14 protein-coding genes are annotated in these 17,618 nt (G+C 67.5%); 8 read left to right on the top strand and 6 right to left on the bottom strand.

Annotation, left to right across the window (positions count from 1 at the left end; genetic code table 11):
• Positions 1-35: 35 nt before the first annotated feature.
• From AC5P76_RS05605 to AC5P76_RS05575, 7 genes are all read left to right on the top strand, one after another.
• Entirely contained in the window at positions 36-1,202 is a 1,167-nt protein-coding gene (locus tag AC5P76_RS05605) for an HlyD family secretion protein (protein ID WP_053516573.1), read from the top strand.
• Positions 1,199-2,755, top strand: coding sequence for a DHA2 family efflux MFS transporter permease subunit (locus tag AC5P76_RS05600; RefSeq protein ID WP_495222690.1), 1,557 nt, complete (start codon positions 1,199-1,201; stop codon positions 2,753-2,755). Before AC5P76_RS05605 ends, AC5P76_RS05600 begins: the two co-directional genes overlap by 4 nt.
• Entirely contained in the window at positions 2,755-4,296 is a 1,542-nt protein-coding gene (locus AC5P76_RS05595) for an efflux transporter outer membrane subunit (protein ID WP_346480022.1), read from the top strand. The genes AC5P76_RS05600 and AC5P76_RS05595 overlap by 1 nt, the downstream gene beginning before the upstream one ends.
• A 164-nt stretch (positions 4,297-4,460) precedes the next feature.
• Positions 4,461-5,597, top strand: a complete 1,137-nt coding sequence (locus AC5P76_RS05590) for an ABC transporter ATP-binding protein (protein ID WP_065176213.1) — start codon at positions 4,461-4,463, stop codon at positions 5,595-5,597.
• Positions 5,594-6,526 carry an ABC transporter permease subunit gene (locus AC5P76_RS05585; RefSeq protein WP_053516578.1) on the top strand — a complete coding sequence of 311 codons (933 nt, stop codon included), beginning with the start codon at positions 5,594-5,596 and terminating at the stop codon, positions 6,524-6,526. The genes AC5P76_RS05590 and AC5P76_RS05585 overlap by 4 nt, the downstream gene beginning before the upstream one ends.
• A complete protein-coding gene (locus AC5P76_RS05580) occupies positions 6,523-7,365 on the top strand; it encodes an ABC transporter permease subunit (protein ID WP_005415928.1) in 843 nt (280 codons plus the stop codon). Before AC5P76_RS05585 ends, AC5P76_RS05580 begins: the two co-directional genes overlap by 4 nt.
• A gap of 63 nt (positions 7,366-7,428) precedes the next feature.
• Positions 7,429-8,793 carry an NAD-dependent succinate-semialdehyde dehydrogenase gene (locus AC5P76_RS05575; RefSeq protein WP_065176214.1) on the top strand — a complete coding sequence of 455 codons (1,365 nt, stop codon included), beginning with the start codon at positions 7,429-7,431 and terminating at the stop codon, positions 8,791-8,793.
• A 57-nt stretch (positions 8,794-8,850) separates the two neighbouring features.
• On the opposite strand, the gene AC5P76_RS05570 is transcribed toward AC5P76_RS05575, so the two are convergent.
• The 6 genes from AC5P76_RS05570 to AC5P76_RS05545 all read right to left on the bottom strand — a co-directional run bounded on the left by AC5P76_RS05570 (position 8,851) and on the right by AC5P76_RS05545 (position 14,139).
• A complete protein-coding gene (locus AC5P76_RS05570) occupies positions 8,851-9,873 on the bottom strand; it encodes a magnesium and cobalt transport protein CorA (protein ID WP_053516581.1) in 1,023 nt (340 codons plus the stop codon).
• Positions 9,874-9,879: 6 nt separating this feature from the next.
• Positions 9,880-11,109 carry a lipoprotein N-acyltransferase Lnb domain-containing protein gene (locus AC5P76_RS05565; protein ID WP_065181220.1) on the bottom strand — a complete coding sequence of 410 codons (1,230 nt, stop codon included), beginning with the start codon at positions 11,107-11,109 and terminating at the stop codon, positions 9,880-9,882.
• On the bottom strand, positions 11,106-11,987 hold the full coding sequence (locus AC5P76_RS05560; protein ID WP_053516583.1) for a CorC family transporter: 882 nt from the start codon (positions 11,985-11,987) through the stop codon (positions 11,106-11,108). Before AC5P76_RS05560 ends, AC5P76_RS05565 begins: the two co-directional genes overlap by 4 nt.
• Positions 11,988-12,051: 64 nt before the next feature.
• Positions 12,052-12,606, bottom strand: a complete 555-nt coding sequence (locus AC5P76_RS05555; RefSeq protein WP_053516584.1) for a hypothetical protein — start codon at positions 12,604-12,606, stop codon at positions 12,052-12,054.
• 64 nt (positions 12,607-12,670) lie between these two features.
• Positions 12,671-13,156, bottom strand: coding sequence for an rRNA maturation RNase YbeY (gene ybeY / locus AC5P76_RS05550; protein ID WP_053516586.1), 486 nt, complete (start codon positions 13,154-13,156; stop codon positions 12,671-12,673).
• Positions 13,153-14,139: a PhoH family protein gene (locus tag AC5P76_RS05545; protein ID WP_053516587.1), complete on the bottom strand. Its 987-nt coding sequence runs from the start codon at positions 14,137-14,139 to the stop codon at positions 13,153-13,155. The genes ybeY and AC5P76_RS05545 overlap by 4 nt, the downstream gene beginning before the upstream one ends.
• Positions 14,140-14,436: 297 nt before the next feature.
• On the opposite strand from AC5P76_RS05545, the gene AC5P76_RS05540 reads away from it, so the two are divergent.
• Positions 14,437-17,616: a type VI secretion system Vgr family protein gene (locus AC5P76_RS05540; protein WP_495222689.1), complete on the top strand. Its 3,180-nt coding sequence runs from the start codon at positions 14,437-14,439 to the stop codon at positions 17,614-17,616.
• Positions 17,617-17,618 lie beyond the last annotated feature (2 nt).

Below are 17,618 nucleotides of genomic sequence, written 5' to 3'. Positions count from 1 at the left end.
CCGTCCCGTATGGCACCGACCACCGCCTTCAGACAATGACCGAACAGCCCCAGCGCGCCGACGCCGCCCCTGACGAAACGCCTTCCACCGAGGACAAGCCTTCGCCGCTGAAGAACCCCAAGGTCCGCTGGACGCTGGCCATCATCGGCGTCGTCGTGGTCATCGCCCTGGTCGCCTGGCTGATCTACCACCTGCTGGTCGGCCGCTACCTGCAGGACACCAACAACGCCTATCTGCAGGCCGACGCTGTCGCGGTCGCTCCGCGCATCAACGGTTACGTCACCGAAGTGCTGGTGCAGGACAACCAGTGGGTCAAGGCTGGCGAACCGCTGCTGCGCATCGACCCGCGCACCTACCGTGCCACGCTGGACCAGGCCGAGGCCGTGATCGCCGTGCGCGAAGCCGACATCGCCGCTGCTGCCGCTGGGGTGCAGGGCCAGCAGTCCAGCCTGCTGCAGGCACGCACCCAGCTCACCGCGGCCGCCGCCTCGCTGCGTTTCGGCCGGTCAGAGCTGGCGCGCTTCACCCCGCTGGCGGCCAGTGGTGCCGACACCCATGAACACGTTGAAAGCCTGCGCCACGATGTCGAGCGCGCCCAGGCCCAGTACGATGCGGCCAAGGCACAGATCCAGGGCGCGCAGAGCCAGATCGAAGCCAGCCAGGCCCAGCTCGAGCAGGCCCAGGCCGGACTGAAGCAGGCGCAGGCCGACGCTGCGCAGGCCAGAGTGGCGTTTGAGGACACCGAGCTGCGCGCGCGCATCGATGGCCGTGTCGGCAACAAGACCGTGCAGGTCGGCCAGTTTGTTGCTGCCGGTACCCGCACCATGACCATCGTGCCGGTTGCTTCGCTGTACCTCGTCGCTAACTTCAAGGAAACCCAGGTGGGGCTTATGCGCGCCGGCCAGGCGGCCGAAATCAAGGTCGATGCGTTGCCAGGCACCCCATTGCGCGGCACGGTGGAGAGCATTTCGCCGGGTACCGGCTCGCAGTTCGCGCTGCTGCCGCCACAGAACGCCACCGGCAACTTCACCAAGGTCGTGCAGCGCGTGCCGGTGCGCATCCGGGTGGACGCAGGTGCCGAAGCGCGCAAGGTGCTGGTGCCGGGCATGTCGGTGGAAGTGACCGTCGATACCCGCAATGCAAAGGATGCGCGCGAGCGCACCAAGGACGAGGCCGAGGCCATGGCCGCGCCGGCGCGATGAACGCCACCCGTGCCCACGCAGCACCTGCCGACGGAGGCAAGGCGGATGCCGCGGCCTGGCTGGCCGTGGCGGCCGGCACCATCGGTTCGTTCATGGCTACGCTGGACATCTCCATCGTCAACGCCGCGTTGCCCACCATCCAGGGCGAAGTGGGCGCCAGCGGCACCGAAGGCACCTGGATCTCCACAGCCTTCCTTGTCTCGGAAATCGTGATGATTCCGCTGACCGGCTGGTTCGTGCGCACGCTGGGCCTGCGCACTTTCCTGCTGATCTGCGCCACGCTGTTCACTGCGTTCTCGGTGATGTGCGGCCTGGCCGAATCCTTGCCGATGATGATCGCCGGACGGGTAGGGCAGGGTTTTGCCGGTGGTGCGCTGATCCCGACCGCGCTGACCATCGTCGGCACGCGGCTGCCGCCGAAGCAGCAGCCGCTGGGTACGGCGCTGTTCGGCATGACCGTCATCCTGGGCCCGGTGATCGGCCCCTTGCTGGGCGGCTGGTTGACCGAGAACGTCAGCTGGCACTACGCGTTCTTCATCAACGTGCCGATCTGCGCCGGCCTGGTTGCCCTGCTGCTGCTCGGCCTTCCGCATGAAACGTCTGATTGGGGTGGGCTGCTGCGCGCGGACTGGCTGGGCATCGTCGGCATGACCGCCGGCCTGTCCGCGCTTACCGTGGTGCTGGAAGACGGCCAGCGCGAGCGCTGGTTCGAATCGACGATGATCGTGGTTCTCAGCATCGTCTCGGTGCTGGGCTTCGCGCTGCTCGCGCTTTCGCAGTTCACCAGCAAGGCGCCGGTCATCCGCCTCAACATCCTGTTCCAGCGCAGTTTCGGCGCGGTGTTCGTGATGGTGATGGCGGTGGGCATGATCCTGTTCGGGGTCATGTACATGATCCCGCAGTTCCTGGCGATCATCGCCGGGTACAACACCGAGCAGGCCGGCTATGTGCTGCTGCTGGCCGGCCTGCCGACCATCCTGCTGATGCCGTTGATGCCGAAGATGCTGGAAACGGTCGACGTACGCATCATGGTGTTCGGCGGCATGCTGTGCTTCGCCGCTGCCTGCTTCGTCAATCTGGGGCTGACTCCGGACAGCATCGGCCCGCACTTCGTCATAGGCCAGCTGCTGCAGGGCTGTGGGCTGGCGCTGGCGATGATGGCGTTGAACCAGGCGGCCATCACCTCGGTGCCGCGCGAGTACACCAGCGATGCGTCCGGCCTGTTCAACGCCGCGCGCAATCTCGGCGGCTCGATCGGGCTGGCCATCATTTCCACTTTCCAGGAACGCCGCACCACCCTGCACATCGATGCGATCGGCAGCAGCGTTACTGCAAACTCGACCATCGCCCAGGACGCGCTGCATGCCTACGGCCAGCAGCTGGGCGACGCGACCCAGGCGATGGCCGTGCTGGCGCAGACGGTGCAGATGCAGGCGATGGTGATGGCCTACAACGACCTGTTCTGGATCTTCGGCCTGATCGTGGTGGCCACCCTGCCGCTGGTCTTCCTGCTCAAGCCCCTGCCCAAGGGCGTTCCATTGGCGATGCACTGATGACTTCGACGACCTTGCCCGTTTCCCCCCTTCTGCGCCGGCTGTGCCCGGCCACCCTGCCGCTGCTGCTGGCGGGCTGCATGGTGGGGCCGGATTACGTGAAACCGGACGTGGCCACGGTCGCTACCGCGCAGGCGCAGCTCCCACGCGCGGCGCAGGCCGGCGTGCAGCCTGCCAGCCCGCCCAGCCAGTGGTGGCGCGCGCTCAACGATCCGCTGCTGGACCAGCTGGTGGACGAGGCGCTGCGCAACAGCCCCAACCTGCGCGCAGCCCAGGCCAAGCTGCTGGCCTCGCGCGCGCTGCAGCGCCAGCGCCGCGCCGAGCAGCTGCCCAGCGTGGGCGCGGCGGCGGGCTACGCCAACATCAAGGCACCGGATTCGCTGGAAAACAGCGTGCGCGGTCTGGGCGAGAACATCGCCGGGGTGGCCGAGGCCAACGGCCGTCCGCAGGAGGCGGCGCAGCTGCGCCAGCAGTTCGCCGATATCGATCTGGACACCGAGCTGTACGTGGCCGGCTTCGACGCCAGTTGGGAACTGGACCTGTTCGGCCGCCGACGCCGCGCGGCCGAGCAGGCCGCCGCCGAAGCCGAGGCCAACGCCGCAGCACTGGCCGATGCGCAGGTGCAGCTTGCCGCGGAACTGACCCAGGTCTACCTCGGCTACCGCAGCAGCCGCGAGCGTATCGCCCTGGCCGAGCACAACCTCCGAGCCGCCGATGAAAGCCTGCAGCTGACCCGTCAGCGCCGCCAACGCGGTGCCGATTCGGACCTGCAGGTGGAGCGCGCGCAGGCCCAGCTGCAACAGCAGCAGGCTGCGCTGCCGCCGCTACAGGCACAGGCCGACGAAGCCCGAGATGTGCTGGCCCTGATGGTAGGCCGCGAGCCGGGGGCGCTGGATGCGCGGTTGGCGGCAGACCAGCCGTTGCCGGTGCTGCCGGCCAACGTGCCGGTGGACGATGCGGGCGCGTTGATCCAGCGCCGGCCGGATGTGCGCAAGGCTGAGCGCGAGCTGGCGGCATCCTCGGCGCAGATCGGCCAGGCGATCTCGGCGTATTTTCCGCAGGTGACCCTGCTGGGCAGCATCGGCGCGGGCGCCACCTCGGTTTCCGACCTGGGGCGGGATTCAGCCGCCACCATCGTCGCCCCGTTCCTGCGCTGGTCGCTGTTCGACTTCGGCGTGAACAAGGCCCGTGTGGCCCAGGCCCGGGCCGGCAATGAGGCCCGGTTGGCGGCCTACGAGGGCACGGTGCTGGCTGCACTGCAGGATGCCAATACCGCGTTGGCGCGCTTCGGTGCGGCCCGGCAGCAACTGCAGGCCAGTGTCCGCGCCGAGGCTTCGGCGGACCGTTCGCTGGCGTTGATGAGCCAGCGTCGACAGGCGGGTGCCACCTCGCAGATCGATCTGCTGGACGTACAGCGCCAGCGGCTGCAGGCGCAGGATGCCGCCGCCCAGGCGCGGCTGCAGTTGCTGGTGCGGTACGTGGCGCTGCAGAAGAGCCTGGGGCTGGGCTGGCAGGAGGCACCGCCGGTGGCTGTTCGCTGATCCTCTCCGCCGGGCATGGCCCGGCGCTACCGGAGCCAGGCCATGCGGGTAGCGCCGGGCCATGCCCGGCGGGCAACGGCCGCTCGCCATACCCCGTCATACCGTCATCGCCCCCTGGCCGGTAGAATGGCGCCCGCTGTCCACCGCCCGCTCCCGGAGCCCCCATGCCCGTTGAAGCCCAGCCGGAAGCCGCCGCCGTTGATACGGTGAGTGCGCCCGGCTATCTCTCCATTCGCGACCTGCGCAAGGAATTCGACGGCTTCGTCGCCGTCGACGACGTCAATCTGGATGTGCGCAAGGGCGAGATCTTTGCCCTGCTGGGCGGCTCCGGCAGCGGCAAATCCACCCTGCTGCGCTGCCTGGGCGGCTTCGAGACACCCACCAAGGGCAGTATCACCCTTGATGGGCAGCGTCTGGACGCCTTGCCGCCCTATCAGCGGCCGGTCAACATGATGTTCCAGTCCTACGCCCTGTTCCCGCACATGACGGTCGAGCAGAACATCGCGTTCGGCCTCAAGCAGGACGGGCTGGGCAAGGATGCGATCGGCAGGCGCGTCGGCGAAATGCTGGAGCTGGTGCAGATGGGCCACCTCGGCAAGCGCAAGCCGCATCAGCTGTCCGGCGGACAGCAGCAGCGCGTGGCGCTGGCACGCTCGTTGGCCAAGGGCCCCAAGCTGCTGCTGCTGGATGAGCCGATGGGTGCACTGGACAAGAAGCTGCGCTCGCAGATGCAGCTGGAACTGGTCAGCATCATCGAATCGTCGGGCGTGACCTGCGTGATGGTCACCCACGACCAGGAAGAAGCGATGACCATGGCCACCCGCATCGCGGTGATGGATGCGGGCTGGATCCAGCAGGTCGGCAAGCCGGACGAAGTGTACGAGCAGCCGGCCAACCGGTTCGTCGCCGAGTTCATCGGCTCGGTGAACCTGTTCGACGGCGTGATCGACGAGGACCTGCCGGAGTATGTGACCGTACGATCGCCGCTGTTCCCGGCGCCGATCTACATCGCCCATGGCATCACTGGATATGAAGGGCAGCCGGTCGCATTCGCGCTGCGCCCGGAAAAGGTGATGATCGGCAAGGACGAGCCGGAAGGGCACACCAACAAGGCACAGGGTGTGATCGAGGACATCGCCTACTTCGGCAGTCACTCGGTCTACCACGTGCGCCTTCCCAGTGGAGCCAAGGTGCTGGCCAACTTCGCCAATTCGCAGCGCTGGGCCAGCGATGGCCTGACCTGGGGTGACAGCGTGTGGGTGCACTGGCGCGACAATGACGGCGTGGTGCTGACCTCATGAGTGTCGCCGGGCTGAAGCGCTGGCTGCCGGGACTGCGCGCCACGGTGATCGGTGTCCCGTATCTGTGGCTGCTGCTGTTCTTCGCAGTGCCCTTCCTGATCGTATTGATGATCAGCTTCTCGCACAGCCGTGTCGGCTCGCCGCCGTACACCTGGCTGCTGCAGTACGTGGACGGCGGGTTCTCGCTCAAGCTCAACCTCGAGAACTATCTGGCGCTGTTCCGCGATTCGATCTACGCCCAGGCGTTCCTGAGTTCCATCAAGATCGCAGCGATCTCCACCTTCCTGACCCTGCTGATCGGCTACCCGATGGCCTATGCCATCGCCCGGCTGTCGCCGGCGGCGCGCAACGTGGCGATGATGCTGGTGGTGTTGCCGTCGTGGACCTCGTTCCTGATCCGCGTGTACGCGTGGAAGGCGATCCTGGACCGCAACGGCCTGCTCGACCAGTTCCTGCAGTTCACCGGTCTGCAGACGCTGATGACCGGCATGGGGCTGCCCAGGCTGCAGCTGATCGATACGCCGACCGCGGCCTATATCGGTATCGTCTACTGCTATCTGCCATTCATGGTGCTGCCGCTGTACGCCAACCTGGTCAAGCATGACCACCGCCTGCTGGAGGCGGCCTACGATCTCGGTGCGAAGCCGTGGCAGGCCTTCCTGCGCATCACCCTGCCGCTGTCCAGGGCCGGCATCATCGCCGGCTGCATGCTGGTGATGATTCCGGCGGTCGGCGAGTTCGTCATCCCTGAGATGCTCGGCGGATCGGAGACGTTGATGGTTGGCCGGCAGCTGTGGAACGAGTTCTTCAACAACCGCAACTGGCCGGGCGCCTCGGCGATGGCGGTGGCGATGATCCTGCTGCTGCTGGTGCCGATCCTGCTGTTCAACCGTTCCCAGCAGCGCCTGCTGGAAGGGAAGCAGGCATGAGCCCGCGTACCGCCAAGGGCCTGGGTCTGGGCGTGCTGCTGCTCGGCTTCGCCTTCCTGTACCTGCCGATCCTGCTGTTGATGTTCTATTCGTTCAACAGTTCGCGGCTGGCGATGGTGTGGGCGGGCTTCTCCACCCGCGCCTACAGCGATCTGTTCGCCGACCGTGCACTGATGGACGCGATGTGGACCAGCCTGGTGGTGGCGTTCTGGACCGCCTGCACCGCCACGGTGCTCGGTACGCTGGCGGCCATGGTGATGACCCGATTCAAGCGTTTCCGCGGCAAGCCGCTGTTCGGCGCGCTGGTCACCGCGCCGCTGGTGATGCCGGACGTGATCCTGGGTTTCTCGCTGATGGCGCTGCTGGCCTCGATGGGGGCCATTCCGGGCTTCCCGGCGCGTGGACTGGCGACCATCTGGATCGCCCACGTCACCTTCACTCTGTGCTTCGTCACCGTGGTGGTGTCTTCGCGCCTGCAGGAAATGGATCTGTCGCTGGAAGAAGCGGCGATGGACCTGGGGGCCAGCCGGCTGACCGTGTTCACCCGCATCACGCTGCCGATCATCGCCCCAGCACTGGTAGCGGGCTGGCTGCTGGCCTTCACGCTGTCGCTGGATGACGTGGTGGTGGCCAGCTTCGTCGCCACGCCGGGCTCGACAACACTGCCGATGAAGGTCTTCGCTTCGGTCCGCATGGGCATCAGCCCGAAGATCAATGCGCTGGCCACGCTGCTGGTATCGGCGGTGTCGATCGCGGCGGTGATCGGCTGGTACATCAACGCGCGCGCCGAGAAGCGGCGCCAGCGCGACCTGCAGCTGGCCCGGCAGGACAACGGCTGATCCGGCAACGCGCGGCTCACGGGCAAGGGCGCACACTGGGGATCTGCCTGAAGGAGATCCCCCATGACTGTCGAGATCATCGATCCCACCACCGGCCAGGTGACCTACCGCCATGAACTGATGGGCGCTGCCGACGTCGAGCAGCGCCTGCAGGCCGCTGCCGACGCATTCCCGGGCTGGGCCGCACGTTCGCTGCAGGAGCGGGGTGCCGTCCTGCGAGGGATCGCCGCGCAGCTGCGCACGCGGCGTGACGAGCTGCAGCAGGCGATGACGCACGAGATGGGCAAGCTGAAGGCCGAGGCATTGGCCGAGGTCGACAAATGCGCGGCGGCCTGCGAGTACTACGCCGATCACGCCGCCGACTACCTCAAGCCCCAGCTGATCGATACCGAGGCACAGCGCAGCTACGTGCGCTACGAGCCGATCGGCTGCGTGTTCGCGGTGATGCCATGGAACTTCCCGGTCTGGCAGGTGTTCCGCTTCCTTGCGCCTGCCTTCATGGCCGGCAACGTGGCGCTGCTCAAGCACGCCAGCAACGTGCCCCAGTGTGCGGACCTGATCCTGGCGGTGTGCCGCGACGGTGGCCTGCCGGCCGGTGTGTTCGACGTTCTGCACATCGACAACGACCAGGCAGCCGAGGTGCTGCGCGATGCGCGGGTGAAGGCGGTGACGCTGACCGGCAGCGAACGCGCCGGGCGTTCGATCGCGTCCAATGCGGGCAGCCAGCTGAAGAAGTCGGTGATGGAGCTGGGGGGCAGTGACGCCTTCGTGGTGCTGGACGATGCCGACCTCGACAAGACCGTGGCGGCCGCAGTGAAGTCACGCTTCGACAACAGTGGGCAGACCTGTATCGCTGCCAAGCGCTTCATCGTGGTGGAGCGCGTGGCCGATGAATTCACCCGCCGCTTCGTCGAGGCCGCTGGTCAGCGCCGGTATGGCGACCCCAGCGAGCGCGAGACCACGCTGGCACCGATGGCCCGCGCGGACCTGCGCGACGAGCTGCACAAGCAGGTGCAGGCGAGTGTGGCCAAGGGGGCGCGGGTGCTGCTGGGCGGCGAGCCGATTGCGGGCACGCATGCCGGCTATCCGGCCACCGTGCTGGACCAGGTCGGGCCGGGCATGCCCGCCTACGACGAGGAACTGTTTGGGCCGGTGGCTGCGGTGATCCGGGTCAAGGATGAAGAGGAAGCGCTGCGCGTGGCCAACGACACCCGCTTCGGGCTGGGCGGCAGTGTCTGGACCGGAGACCCGGTGCGTGGCGAGTCCTTCGCCCAGCGCATGGAATGCGGTGCGGCCTTCGTCAATGCCATCGTCAAGAGTGACGCGCGGCTGCCGTTCGGCGGCAGCAAACAGTCAGGCTTCGGCCGCGAACTGGCGGACCATGGCATCCATGAGTTCATGAACATCAAGACTGTCTACGTGGCCTGATGATGCATTCCGTGTGCCACGGTAAAGAAGCAGCCGAGCCCGAACCTGGGCTCGGCTCTACAACCACCGCGCGCGCTTGAACAACCGGTACAGGCCCACGCAGACACCGCCCACGCCGACGATCATCAGCGGGTACGCCCATGGCTGGCTCAACTCCGGCATGTGACTGAAGTTCATGCCGTACCAGCTCGTGATCAGTGTCGGCGCCGCCAGCAGGGCCGCCCACGCACCCAGCCGCTTTACGGTTTCGCCCTGCGCCAGCGTCACCAGCGAGAGGTTCACGCTCAGTGCGGTACCCAGCATCTCGCGCAGGGTATCGATCACGTCGCTGATGCGCACCGCATGGTCATGCACGTCGCGCACGTAGAGCTTCACTTCGTCCGGAATCAATTCGCCCTGGTAGCGGCGCAGCTGCGCCAGCACGTCCTGCAAGGGGGCCACGGCCATCCGCATCTTGTTCAACTCGCGCTTGAGCTCGTACAGGCGCACCACGGTGCTGCGCTTGTAGCTCTCGGCGAAGATGTCCTTCTCCAGCAGCTCCAGCGTGTCGCGGAAGCGGTTGGTGATCGGCAGGTAGTTGTCGACCACGAAGTCGGTGACGGCATACAGGCAATACGACGGACCCATCTTCAGCAGCTGCGGCTCGCGTTCCACCCGGGCACGTACTGGCGCATACGACAGCGAAGCGCCGTGGCGCACGGTCACCAGGAAACGCGGCCCGAGGAAGGCGTGGGTTTCACCGTACTGGATGCGCTCATCGACCATCTGCGCGGTGGTCATCACCACGAACAGCGAGTTGCCGTAGGCTTCCACTTTCGGCCGCTGGTGCGCATTCCGCGCGTCCTCGATCGCCAGGTCGTGCAGGCAGAACTCCTCCTGCAGCTTCAGCAGCACGTCTTCATTGGGGTCGAACAGGCCGACCCAGACGAAGCCGTTGCCGCTGGCGATGACGTCGCTGATGGCGTCCAGGCTGATGTCATGGCGGACGCCCTGCTCATCGTAGTGGACGCAGTTGATGACGCAGGCGGGATTGGCCGAAGCAGGTGCGGCAGCGGAGGCGGGCAGTGACATGCCCGCCATCGTGCGTCAGTGCCGCGTATCCGACAAGTGACGATCGCGCCCCAGCACCCAGGCCAGGGCAGCATGGATCGGCAGCAGCAGCACGATCCATTGCACGTTGTACTGTGCCTGCAGGCTCAGCCAGTGCAGGACCAGCGCGGCCAGGGCCTGCAGTGCCACCAGCCACAGCACGACCGTGAACATGCGGCCCGGCGGGCGACGGCGCAGCAGCCGGACCGCGCCCGGCAGCAGCAGCACGCACAACGGCGAAAGCAGCAGCAGGTTGCGGTTGGCCCAGGCGGCGTAATGGGTGCTGAAGCCCCAGAGGAACACCAGCAGGCCACCTGCGACGGCACACAGCAGCCACAACGGCAGTCCCAGTCCGGCCAGCAGGCGCGGCCGGTTGCGCAACGCCAGCACGCCGGCAGCGATGGCCAGGCCGCACAGCAGCCACGGCCACCAGCGGCGCGGGAATTCCTTGGGCTCCGGATCGATGCGGTGCGGCAGCAGTTCCTGCTCGGACTGCACCAGCGGACGACCGTCGCTGTTGCGCGCCTGGCGCAGGGCATCGGCCAGGCGCATCGGCACGAACGCTTCCTGCCAGCGTGACAGCGGCTGATCGGCGAACGGGCCCAGGCCCACGTCGAAGCCCAGCCACATCCACGGCGCGGGCGAGGCCAGGCGGACCGATTCGCTGCGGTAGGTATTACCGCGCGAGCGTCCGGACAGCTGAGCATGCAGTCCACCACCCAGCGCCTTGTCCAGCGTGTCGCGCACCATCGTCGCGCAGTTGGCGGTGTAGTAGTCGTAGTGGTAGCGCGCGTTCTCCGGCCTGGCCCGCTCGGCCAGGTCGGCGGCCAATGCGCGCGCCTGGTCCGGGCGCAGATCCAGCCACTGCACGCTCGCTCCGCGGCCGGTCTCGTCGTAGTACGACAGGTCCTGCTGAAGGGGCAGCGCCACCAGGTAATACATCATGTCGCCACGCACGAAACGACCGATGAAGTCATCCTCGGACGGATCGAAGTAGCCGAAATTGTACGACGTTGCTTCACCACTGGCCGGATCGAGCACCACGATGGCGTCATGACCGAAACGCTCGAAGAACACCGTGCCGGGCTGCATCGTCACCACGCCGATGCGCGGCGCCGGGGTTCCGGCGACTGTAGCCGTCGCCTGCGCGAAGGCGATGGCAGGCACGGCCGTGGCCAGCATGCACAGTGCCAGCCACAGGGTGAGGATCAGCCCGCGCCGCTTCAAGCGTCGTCCTGCGCGTCCGGTGGCAGCACCGTCACGTGGAAGGCCTGTACCCGGCGCGCATCGGCACGCGCGACACGGAACATGAAGCGGTCCAGCGCCAGCTCGTCTCCGATCTCCGGAAGGTGACCGACCGCTTCCGTGACCAGGCCGCCGATGGTGTCGTAGTCCTCGTCGGAGAACGTGGCACCGAAGCGCTCGTTGAAATCCCCGATCGGGGTCAGGGCATCGACCACGTACTGGCCGTCGGCCTGGATCGCGATCTGTGCCGACGGGTCCTCGGCTTCGTCGTGCTCGTCATCGATGTCGCCGACGATCTGTTCCAGCACGTCCTCGATGGTGACCAGGCCGGCGACGCCGCCGTACTCGTCGACCACGATGGCCATGTGGTTGCGCGACAGGCGGAACTCCTTCAGCAGCACGTTGAGCTTCTTCGCTTCAGGAATCAGCACCGCCGGGCGCAGCAGTTCGCGTACGTTGGCCGGGCCGTGGTCGGCAACGACGCCGCGCAGCAGGTCCTTGGCCAGCAGGATGCCGAGGATGTCGTCCTTGTTCTCGCCATGCACCGGGAAGCGCGAATGGCCGGATTCGACCACCTGCTTCATCAGTTCCAGGAAGGGCGCTTCGACCGGCAGCGAGACCATCTGCGAACGCGAGATCATCACGTCGCCCACGGTCAGCTCGGCCACCGAAATGGCGCCTTCCATCATCTTCAGGGTATCGGCGGCGATCAGACCTTCTTCCTGCGCGGTGTGCAGGACAGCGACCAGCTCGTCGCGGGTATGGGGTTCGCCGGAGAACGCGGACGTCAGGCGTTCCAGCCAGCCGCGCTTCTTTTCACTGTGCTCCTGCAGGGAGCTACTACTGTCGTCTTCAGACATCTCTGGAAAAAGGGCACCCGGCATGCCGGGCGTTGGCGCCAGTCTAGCAGGATGTAGCGGCCTGTCAGCGCCCCCCGCTGCCGGGGCCGGTGATCGGGGGCGGCGCCAGTTCAGGCCGGGACGCCGGTGCTTCGGGCAGGTCCAGGCTGTAGGTGCAGCCGGCCAGCGTCCGGCCCGGGTGGGAGGCCACCGTTGAGACACTGAGGATGATCGACTCGATCTGGGCCTCGCCGGTGGTCGGGTCGGTCACGTCACGGCTGACCAGTTCGCGCCCCGCCATGAACTTGCCGTCCTGGTCGTATCCGGTCTCCAGCCCGAGCCGCCTGGCCAGTGGCCGGGGGTCGGCCTCATCGAGGATGGCCATGATGCTGGCACCGGCCATCGCGACCCGGTCCGTGCGGGTGCCGAACACCGTGATGGGCTGCGCCAGACGGTACTCGCTCAGGAACCGGTTGCCCTGCGGCAGGGGTTGCAGGCCGCTGGCGACCGCTTTCAGCGGGTCGGCCAGCAGCGGTGCCAGCGCGGCATGGGCGGCCACGTCCTGGCGGCATTCGATCAGTGCCGGCAGGTCCAGCGGAGCGGCGGACGCAGAGGTGGCAAGCAGCAGGGGCAGGAACACAGCGGCACTCCGTGGTGGCGCCGAGCCTGGGCTCGGCTGCCTTCCGGTCAGGGGGGCGGCGGGCTCAGCGCTCGCCGGCGTAAGGGTCGGCGATGCCGAGCTCGGCCAGGATCTCGCGTTCCAGCTGCTCCATCGCCTCGGCTTCCTTGTCGTCTTCGTGATCCCAGCCGAGCAGGTGCAGCACGCCGTGCACGGTGAGGTGCGCATAGTGGGCGTTGAGCGCCTTGCCCTGCTCACCGGCCTCGCGCTCGACCACCGGGGCACAGATCACCAGGTCGCCCAGCAGCGGGAACTTCACGCCCTTGGGCAGGCCTTCGGGCACTTCGGCCGGGAAGCTGAGCACATTGGTGGCGTAGTCCTTGCCGCGGTAGTGGCGGTTCAGCGACTGCCCCTCCTTGGCATCGACCACGCGGATCGCCAGGTCGGCTTCGCGGATCCGCCCCTTCAGGGCCGCGGCAACCCACCTGCGGAAGCTCACCGCGGCCGGCAGTCCGGCGCGGGGCAGGGCGTAACTGACGGCGACGTCCAGCCGTACGGGACCACGGGTCATGATGTCGCTCCGGGTTGGATCTGATGCAGGTCGCGGCGGTCGTAGGCACTGACGATGCGGGCCACCAGCGGATGGCGGACGACGTCGCGCGATTCGAAGAAGGTGAAGCTCACGCCCTCGACATCGCGCAGCACGTCGATGGCATCGCGCAGGCCCGATTTCAGGTGCTTGGGCAGGTCGGTCTGGGTCAGGTCGCCGGTGACCACGGCGGTGGAGCCGAAGCCCAGCCGGGTCAGGAACATCTTCATCTGCTCGATGGTGGTGTTCTGCGCCTCGTCCAGGATCACGAACGCGTCGTTGAGCGTGCGGCCACGCATGTACGCCAGCGGTGCGATCTCGATGACGTTCTTCTCCAGCAGCTTGACCACCTTCTCCACGCCCATCATTTCGTACAGGGCGTCGTACAGCGGCCGCAGGTAGGGGTCGACCTTCTGGGTCAGGTCGCCGGGCAGGAAGCCGAGCTTCTCGCCGGCCTCGACCGCAGGCCGCACCAGGATCAGGCGCTGCACGCGCGACTCGTTCAGCGCTTCCACCGCGCTGGCCACGGCCAGGAAGGTCTTGCCGGTACCGGCCGGGCCGATGCCGAAGTTGATGTCATGGGTGGCGATCTGGTGCAGGTAGCGGCCCTGGTTGGCGCCGCGACCGCGCACGGTGCCACGCTTGACCCGGATCGCCACGTCCTGTGCTTCGTACGAGCGTTCGGCGATCTGCTCCACGTTGGCCTGGGCCAGGCGCAGGTGGATGGCGTGGTTGTCGAAGGTGGTCTCGCCGGCTTCGGCGTACAGGGCCTCGATCAGCTTCTGCGCTTCCACGCTGGCTTCCTTCGGTCCACTGATGCGGAACACGAAGCCGCGATTGGCGATCTCCACGCCGAGTTTCAGTTCGATCTGTCGCAAATGGCCGTCGAACGGGCCGCACAGGTTGGCCAGGCGCGCGTTGTCTTCCGGCGACAGGGTGAAGTCTCGATGCTCGATGTTTTTCATTGCTGGAGGTGGGGCGGAAGCCTTCCACCACAGTGTCTTCAAGGGGAAACAAGGGTAGCGCGCGGGGGCGCACACGGCCAGTACGGGGGTTGCTACGCGGTTTTCCACACGGGGTGTGGATCGGACCTGCGGGAACCTGTGGATAGACGTTCGCGATGCTTGTGCCACAAGCTTCCTGCGCCGGTGGTGAAAAAAGCGTCACGACCGGGTGGGGAACGGAAACCGGAAGCAGCGGTGGCCACGGGAAGGTTCACAGGCATTGAGCGTCGGGGCGGAGCGCCCGGCCAGGGAGAGGTCATGGATGTTTCACATACGGCAGCTGCGCACGCGCCGCTGGCGGGGCTCGGGTCGAACGGGCAACTGCATCGGCTGCAGGCTGAGGGCCTGCCTCCCTTGTTCGTCGAACAGTGGTGGGGCCACGAAAGCCTGGTCAACGGTTTCGATTACTGGGTAGATGCCGTGCACCCGGATGCGGGCCTGTCATGCGCAGACTGGCCGGGACTGAGCGCCGCGCTGGTCACCTGCCTCGATGATGGCCAGGACCACCATCGCTGCGGCTACATCGCCGCCGCTCACCTCCTTGGCGCAGACGGCGGTCTGGCGCGCTATCGGCTGCATCTCGTGCCATGGACGTGGTTCCTGCGGCATGCGCGGCGCAGCCGTGTCCATCAGCAGCGGACCGTCCGGGACATCGTCGAGGACGTGTTCGGCACGCACAGCGGACTGGCCCGCTGGCGCTGGAGCGACGATGCCCTGGCCGCTCTGGCCGCCGCATCCGTGCGCGACTGCTGCATCCAGTATCGGGAGCCGGACCTTGAGTTCGTGCAGCGGCTGTTGGCCGATGAAGGCATTGCGGGCACGTTCGAGAGCGACAGCAGCGGCGGATTGACGCTCGTGCTGTTCGCCGACAGCAGCGTGCAACCTGAGAATCCACAATCGGCCCGAGACGGCGGTATCCGTTTCCACCGTGACGACGCCACCGAGCGCGCAGATGCCCTGCAGCAGCTGGGCAGGTGGCGTCGGCTGGGCAGCAGCCGGCTCTCGCTTGTCACCGACGATGGCCCTGCGGCCACCGTCCGACATGTGCAGATGCCACTGCAGGACGCCGGGCACAGCCCGCGCGAGGTCTATGAGCCGGTGGGCACCCACGCCCTGGCTGGCGCCGATGAGGGGTATCGTCGCGCGCGGCGAGCAGCTGAAGCGCACGAGGCCGGCAGTGCAGGCTGGCTGGCGGCAGGCAGCGTACGCAGCCTGCAGGTCGGTCGCTTCATCCGCGTTCTGGCCGCGGGCGCTGGTTCGACGCCGACCCTGCTGCCGACCGAACTACTGCATTACGGGTGCAATCCGCCGCCGATCACGCAGGGGGCGGAGCAACCACGCGCTGCGGCACCGGCCCGCTGGCTTGAGGCCGGTTCAGCCATGCCCGGCGTGGCGCTGGAGGCAAACGCGCCCCTGGGTTATGCCAATCGCTTCCGCGCCGTCGATCGGAATCGACCGTGGCGGCCCGTGCTGGCCGATGGCACCGGCGAACGCATCCACCCGCGGCCGCTCGCGCCAGGCCATCAGACCGCTACGGTCATCGCTGGCGATGGCCGTGATGATGCCGCTCTGTACGCCGATCACCTGGGCCGGGTACGGGTACGTCTGCATCTTCAGGACGCCACAGATGCCGGTACGACCTGTTGGCTGCGGGTCGCGCAGCGCTACGCTGGACCGGGCGTCGGTGCACAGTTCCTGCCGCGTGTCGGCCAGGAGGTGGTGATCGGCTTTCTGGACGGGAACATCGATCAGCCCTTGGTGCTGGGCGCGCTGTACAACGGTCGTGGCGAGGCGGGCGTTGCGCGCACCCCGGCCGGAGCAGCGGCCGCAGACGAAAGCGGCGGCCTGTTCGGGCATGCCACCGACTCCCGCCCGAGCGCACAGGGCAATGCGGCCGGCGGCCATGCGCCTGTCTGGCACGCGATGGCACCGGGGCAGGATCAGCACCGGCATGCCGGGGCGGTATGGGGCATCCAGTCACGGGAATGGTCCGGAACGGGTTACAACCGGCTGGCCTTCGATGATTCCGACGCACAGCTGCGCGTGCAGCTGGCCAGCAGCCACGCCAGCAGCGAGCTGAATCTTGGTCATCTGCTGCACATGGCTGACAACCATCGTGGTTCCCTGCGCGGAGAAGGCGCGGAACTGCGCACTGACGCGTGGGGCGCGCTGCGTGCCGAACGGGGCGTCTGGTTGACCGCGCGTGGCCACGCTGCGCTGTCACCCGCAGGCGAAGTGGCTGCGGCCGGCGCGCTGCTGCAGCAGGCCGCCCTCCTGGCCGCGTCCAGCCATGGCGCGGCTACGATGCACGACACGGCTGGCTTGGACAGCCACGCAGTACGGGAGGACAGCACCGGCGTGGCAGGTCTGCAACGGGTTGCGCGGGCCAGTGTGAACGGACTTTCCTATGCGCAGGCCAGCGCCGATGACGAGGGCCGCCCCGCGCCCGGCGATGTTCCGCATACCGGCCAGCCAACGCTGGGCCTGCATGGGCAGGCCGGTCTGATGATGGTGGCCGGGCAGGCACTGCACTGGGGCGGTGCCCGGAATGTGGCACTGTCCAGTGGCGGGCACACCGATGCCAACGTGGCCGGCGGTGCGCGCCTGCACGCGGCGCAGGCGGTGGGCATGCTGGCGGCCAGTGGCCGCAGCTTTGCCGGTGATGCGGCATTGACCATCGTCGCTGGGCAGGAGGTACTGGACATCCGGGCCCAGTCCGAAACGATCCACCTGCAGGCGCGCAGCACCGTGCGTGCAGCGAGCGGGCAAGGGGCTGTGGAGCTTGCCGCACCGCGCACCCTGCACATCGCCACCGCCGGTGGCGCCAGCATTGCGCTGGAAGATGGCAACCTGGTGCTGGTCTGCCCCGGCACGGTGACCGTGCAGGCCGGGCAGCGCACCTTCGTCGGCCCGGCGCAGCTGACCCGTCCCCTGCCGGACATGCCGTCCAGCGCGCTGGACGGGCAGGTTCCGAAGCTTGCCTTCAGGCTGCAGGACATCCCGGGCCCACAGGGTGTGCCGCTGGGCGGGCAGCCCTGGAGGATCGTGCGCACGCACCGCGCCCTGGACGATGAGCAGCGTGACAGCGCCCTGCTGCCGGAACGCTGGGCCGAGACCCTGGCCGAAGGTGAGGCCGACGCACAGGGCGATGTCAGCCTGGACGATGCGCTGTGCGCGAGGATCTGGAGTGACGCAGGCCGCCATCCCGGCTGCCTGTTCCTGGTACACGGAATCGACGTGATCCCGCTGCAGCGGCCCCGGCCATACAGCGGCTCCCCGGGGGTGCGGGCAACCCTGGACACGCTGGAGGCGATCAACTATGGCAAGAGTCTGGCCGACCTGCCTGACGATGCCGCACTGCATGCCTACCGGCAGCGCGCCGAGTACGAGTTCCAGTCCCACATCGACGCCAGCCCGGCCCGGCGCAAGGAAATCTGATC

It is taken from the genome of Stenotrophomonas sp. YJH_SMC_36, from assembly GCF_059369935.1.
Note: the sequence above shows the minus strand (reverse complement) of the source record. Positions and strands in the feature narration are given on the sequence as shown.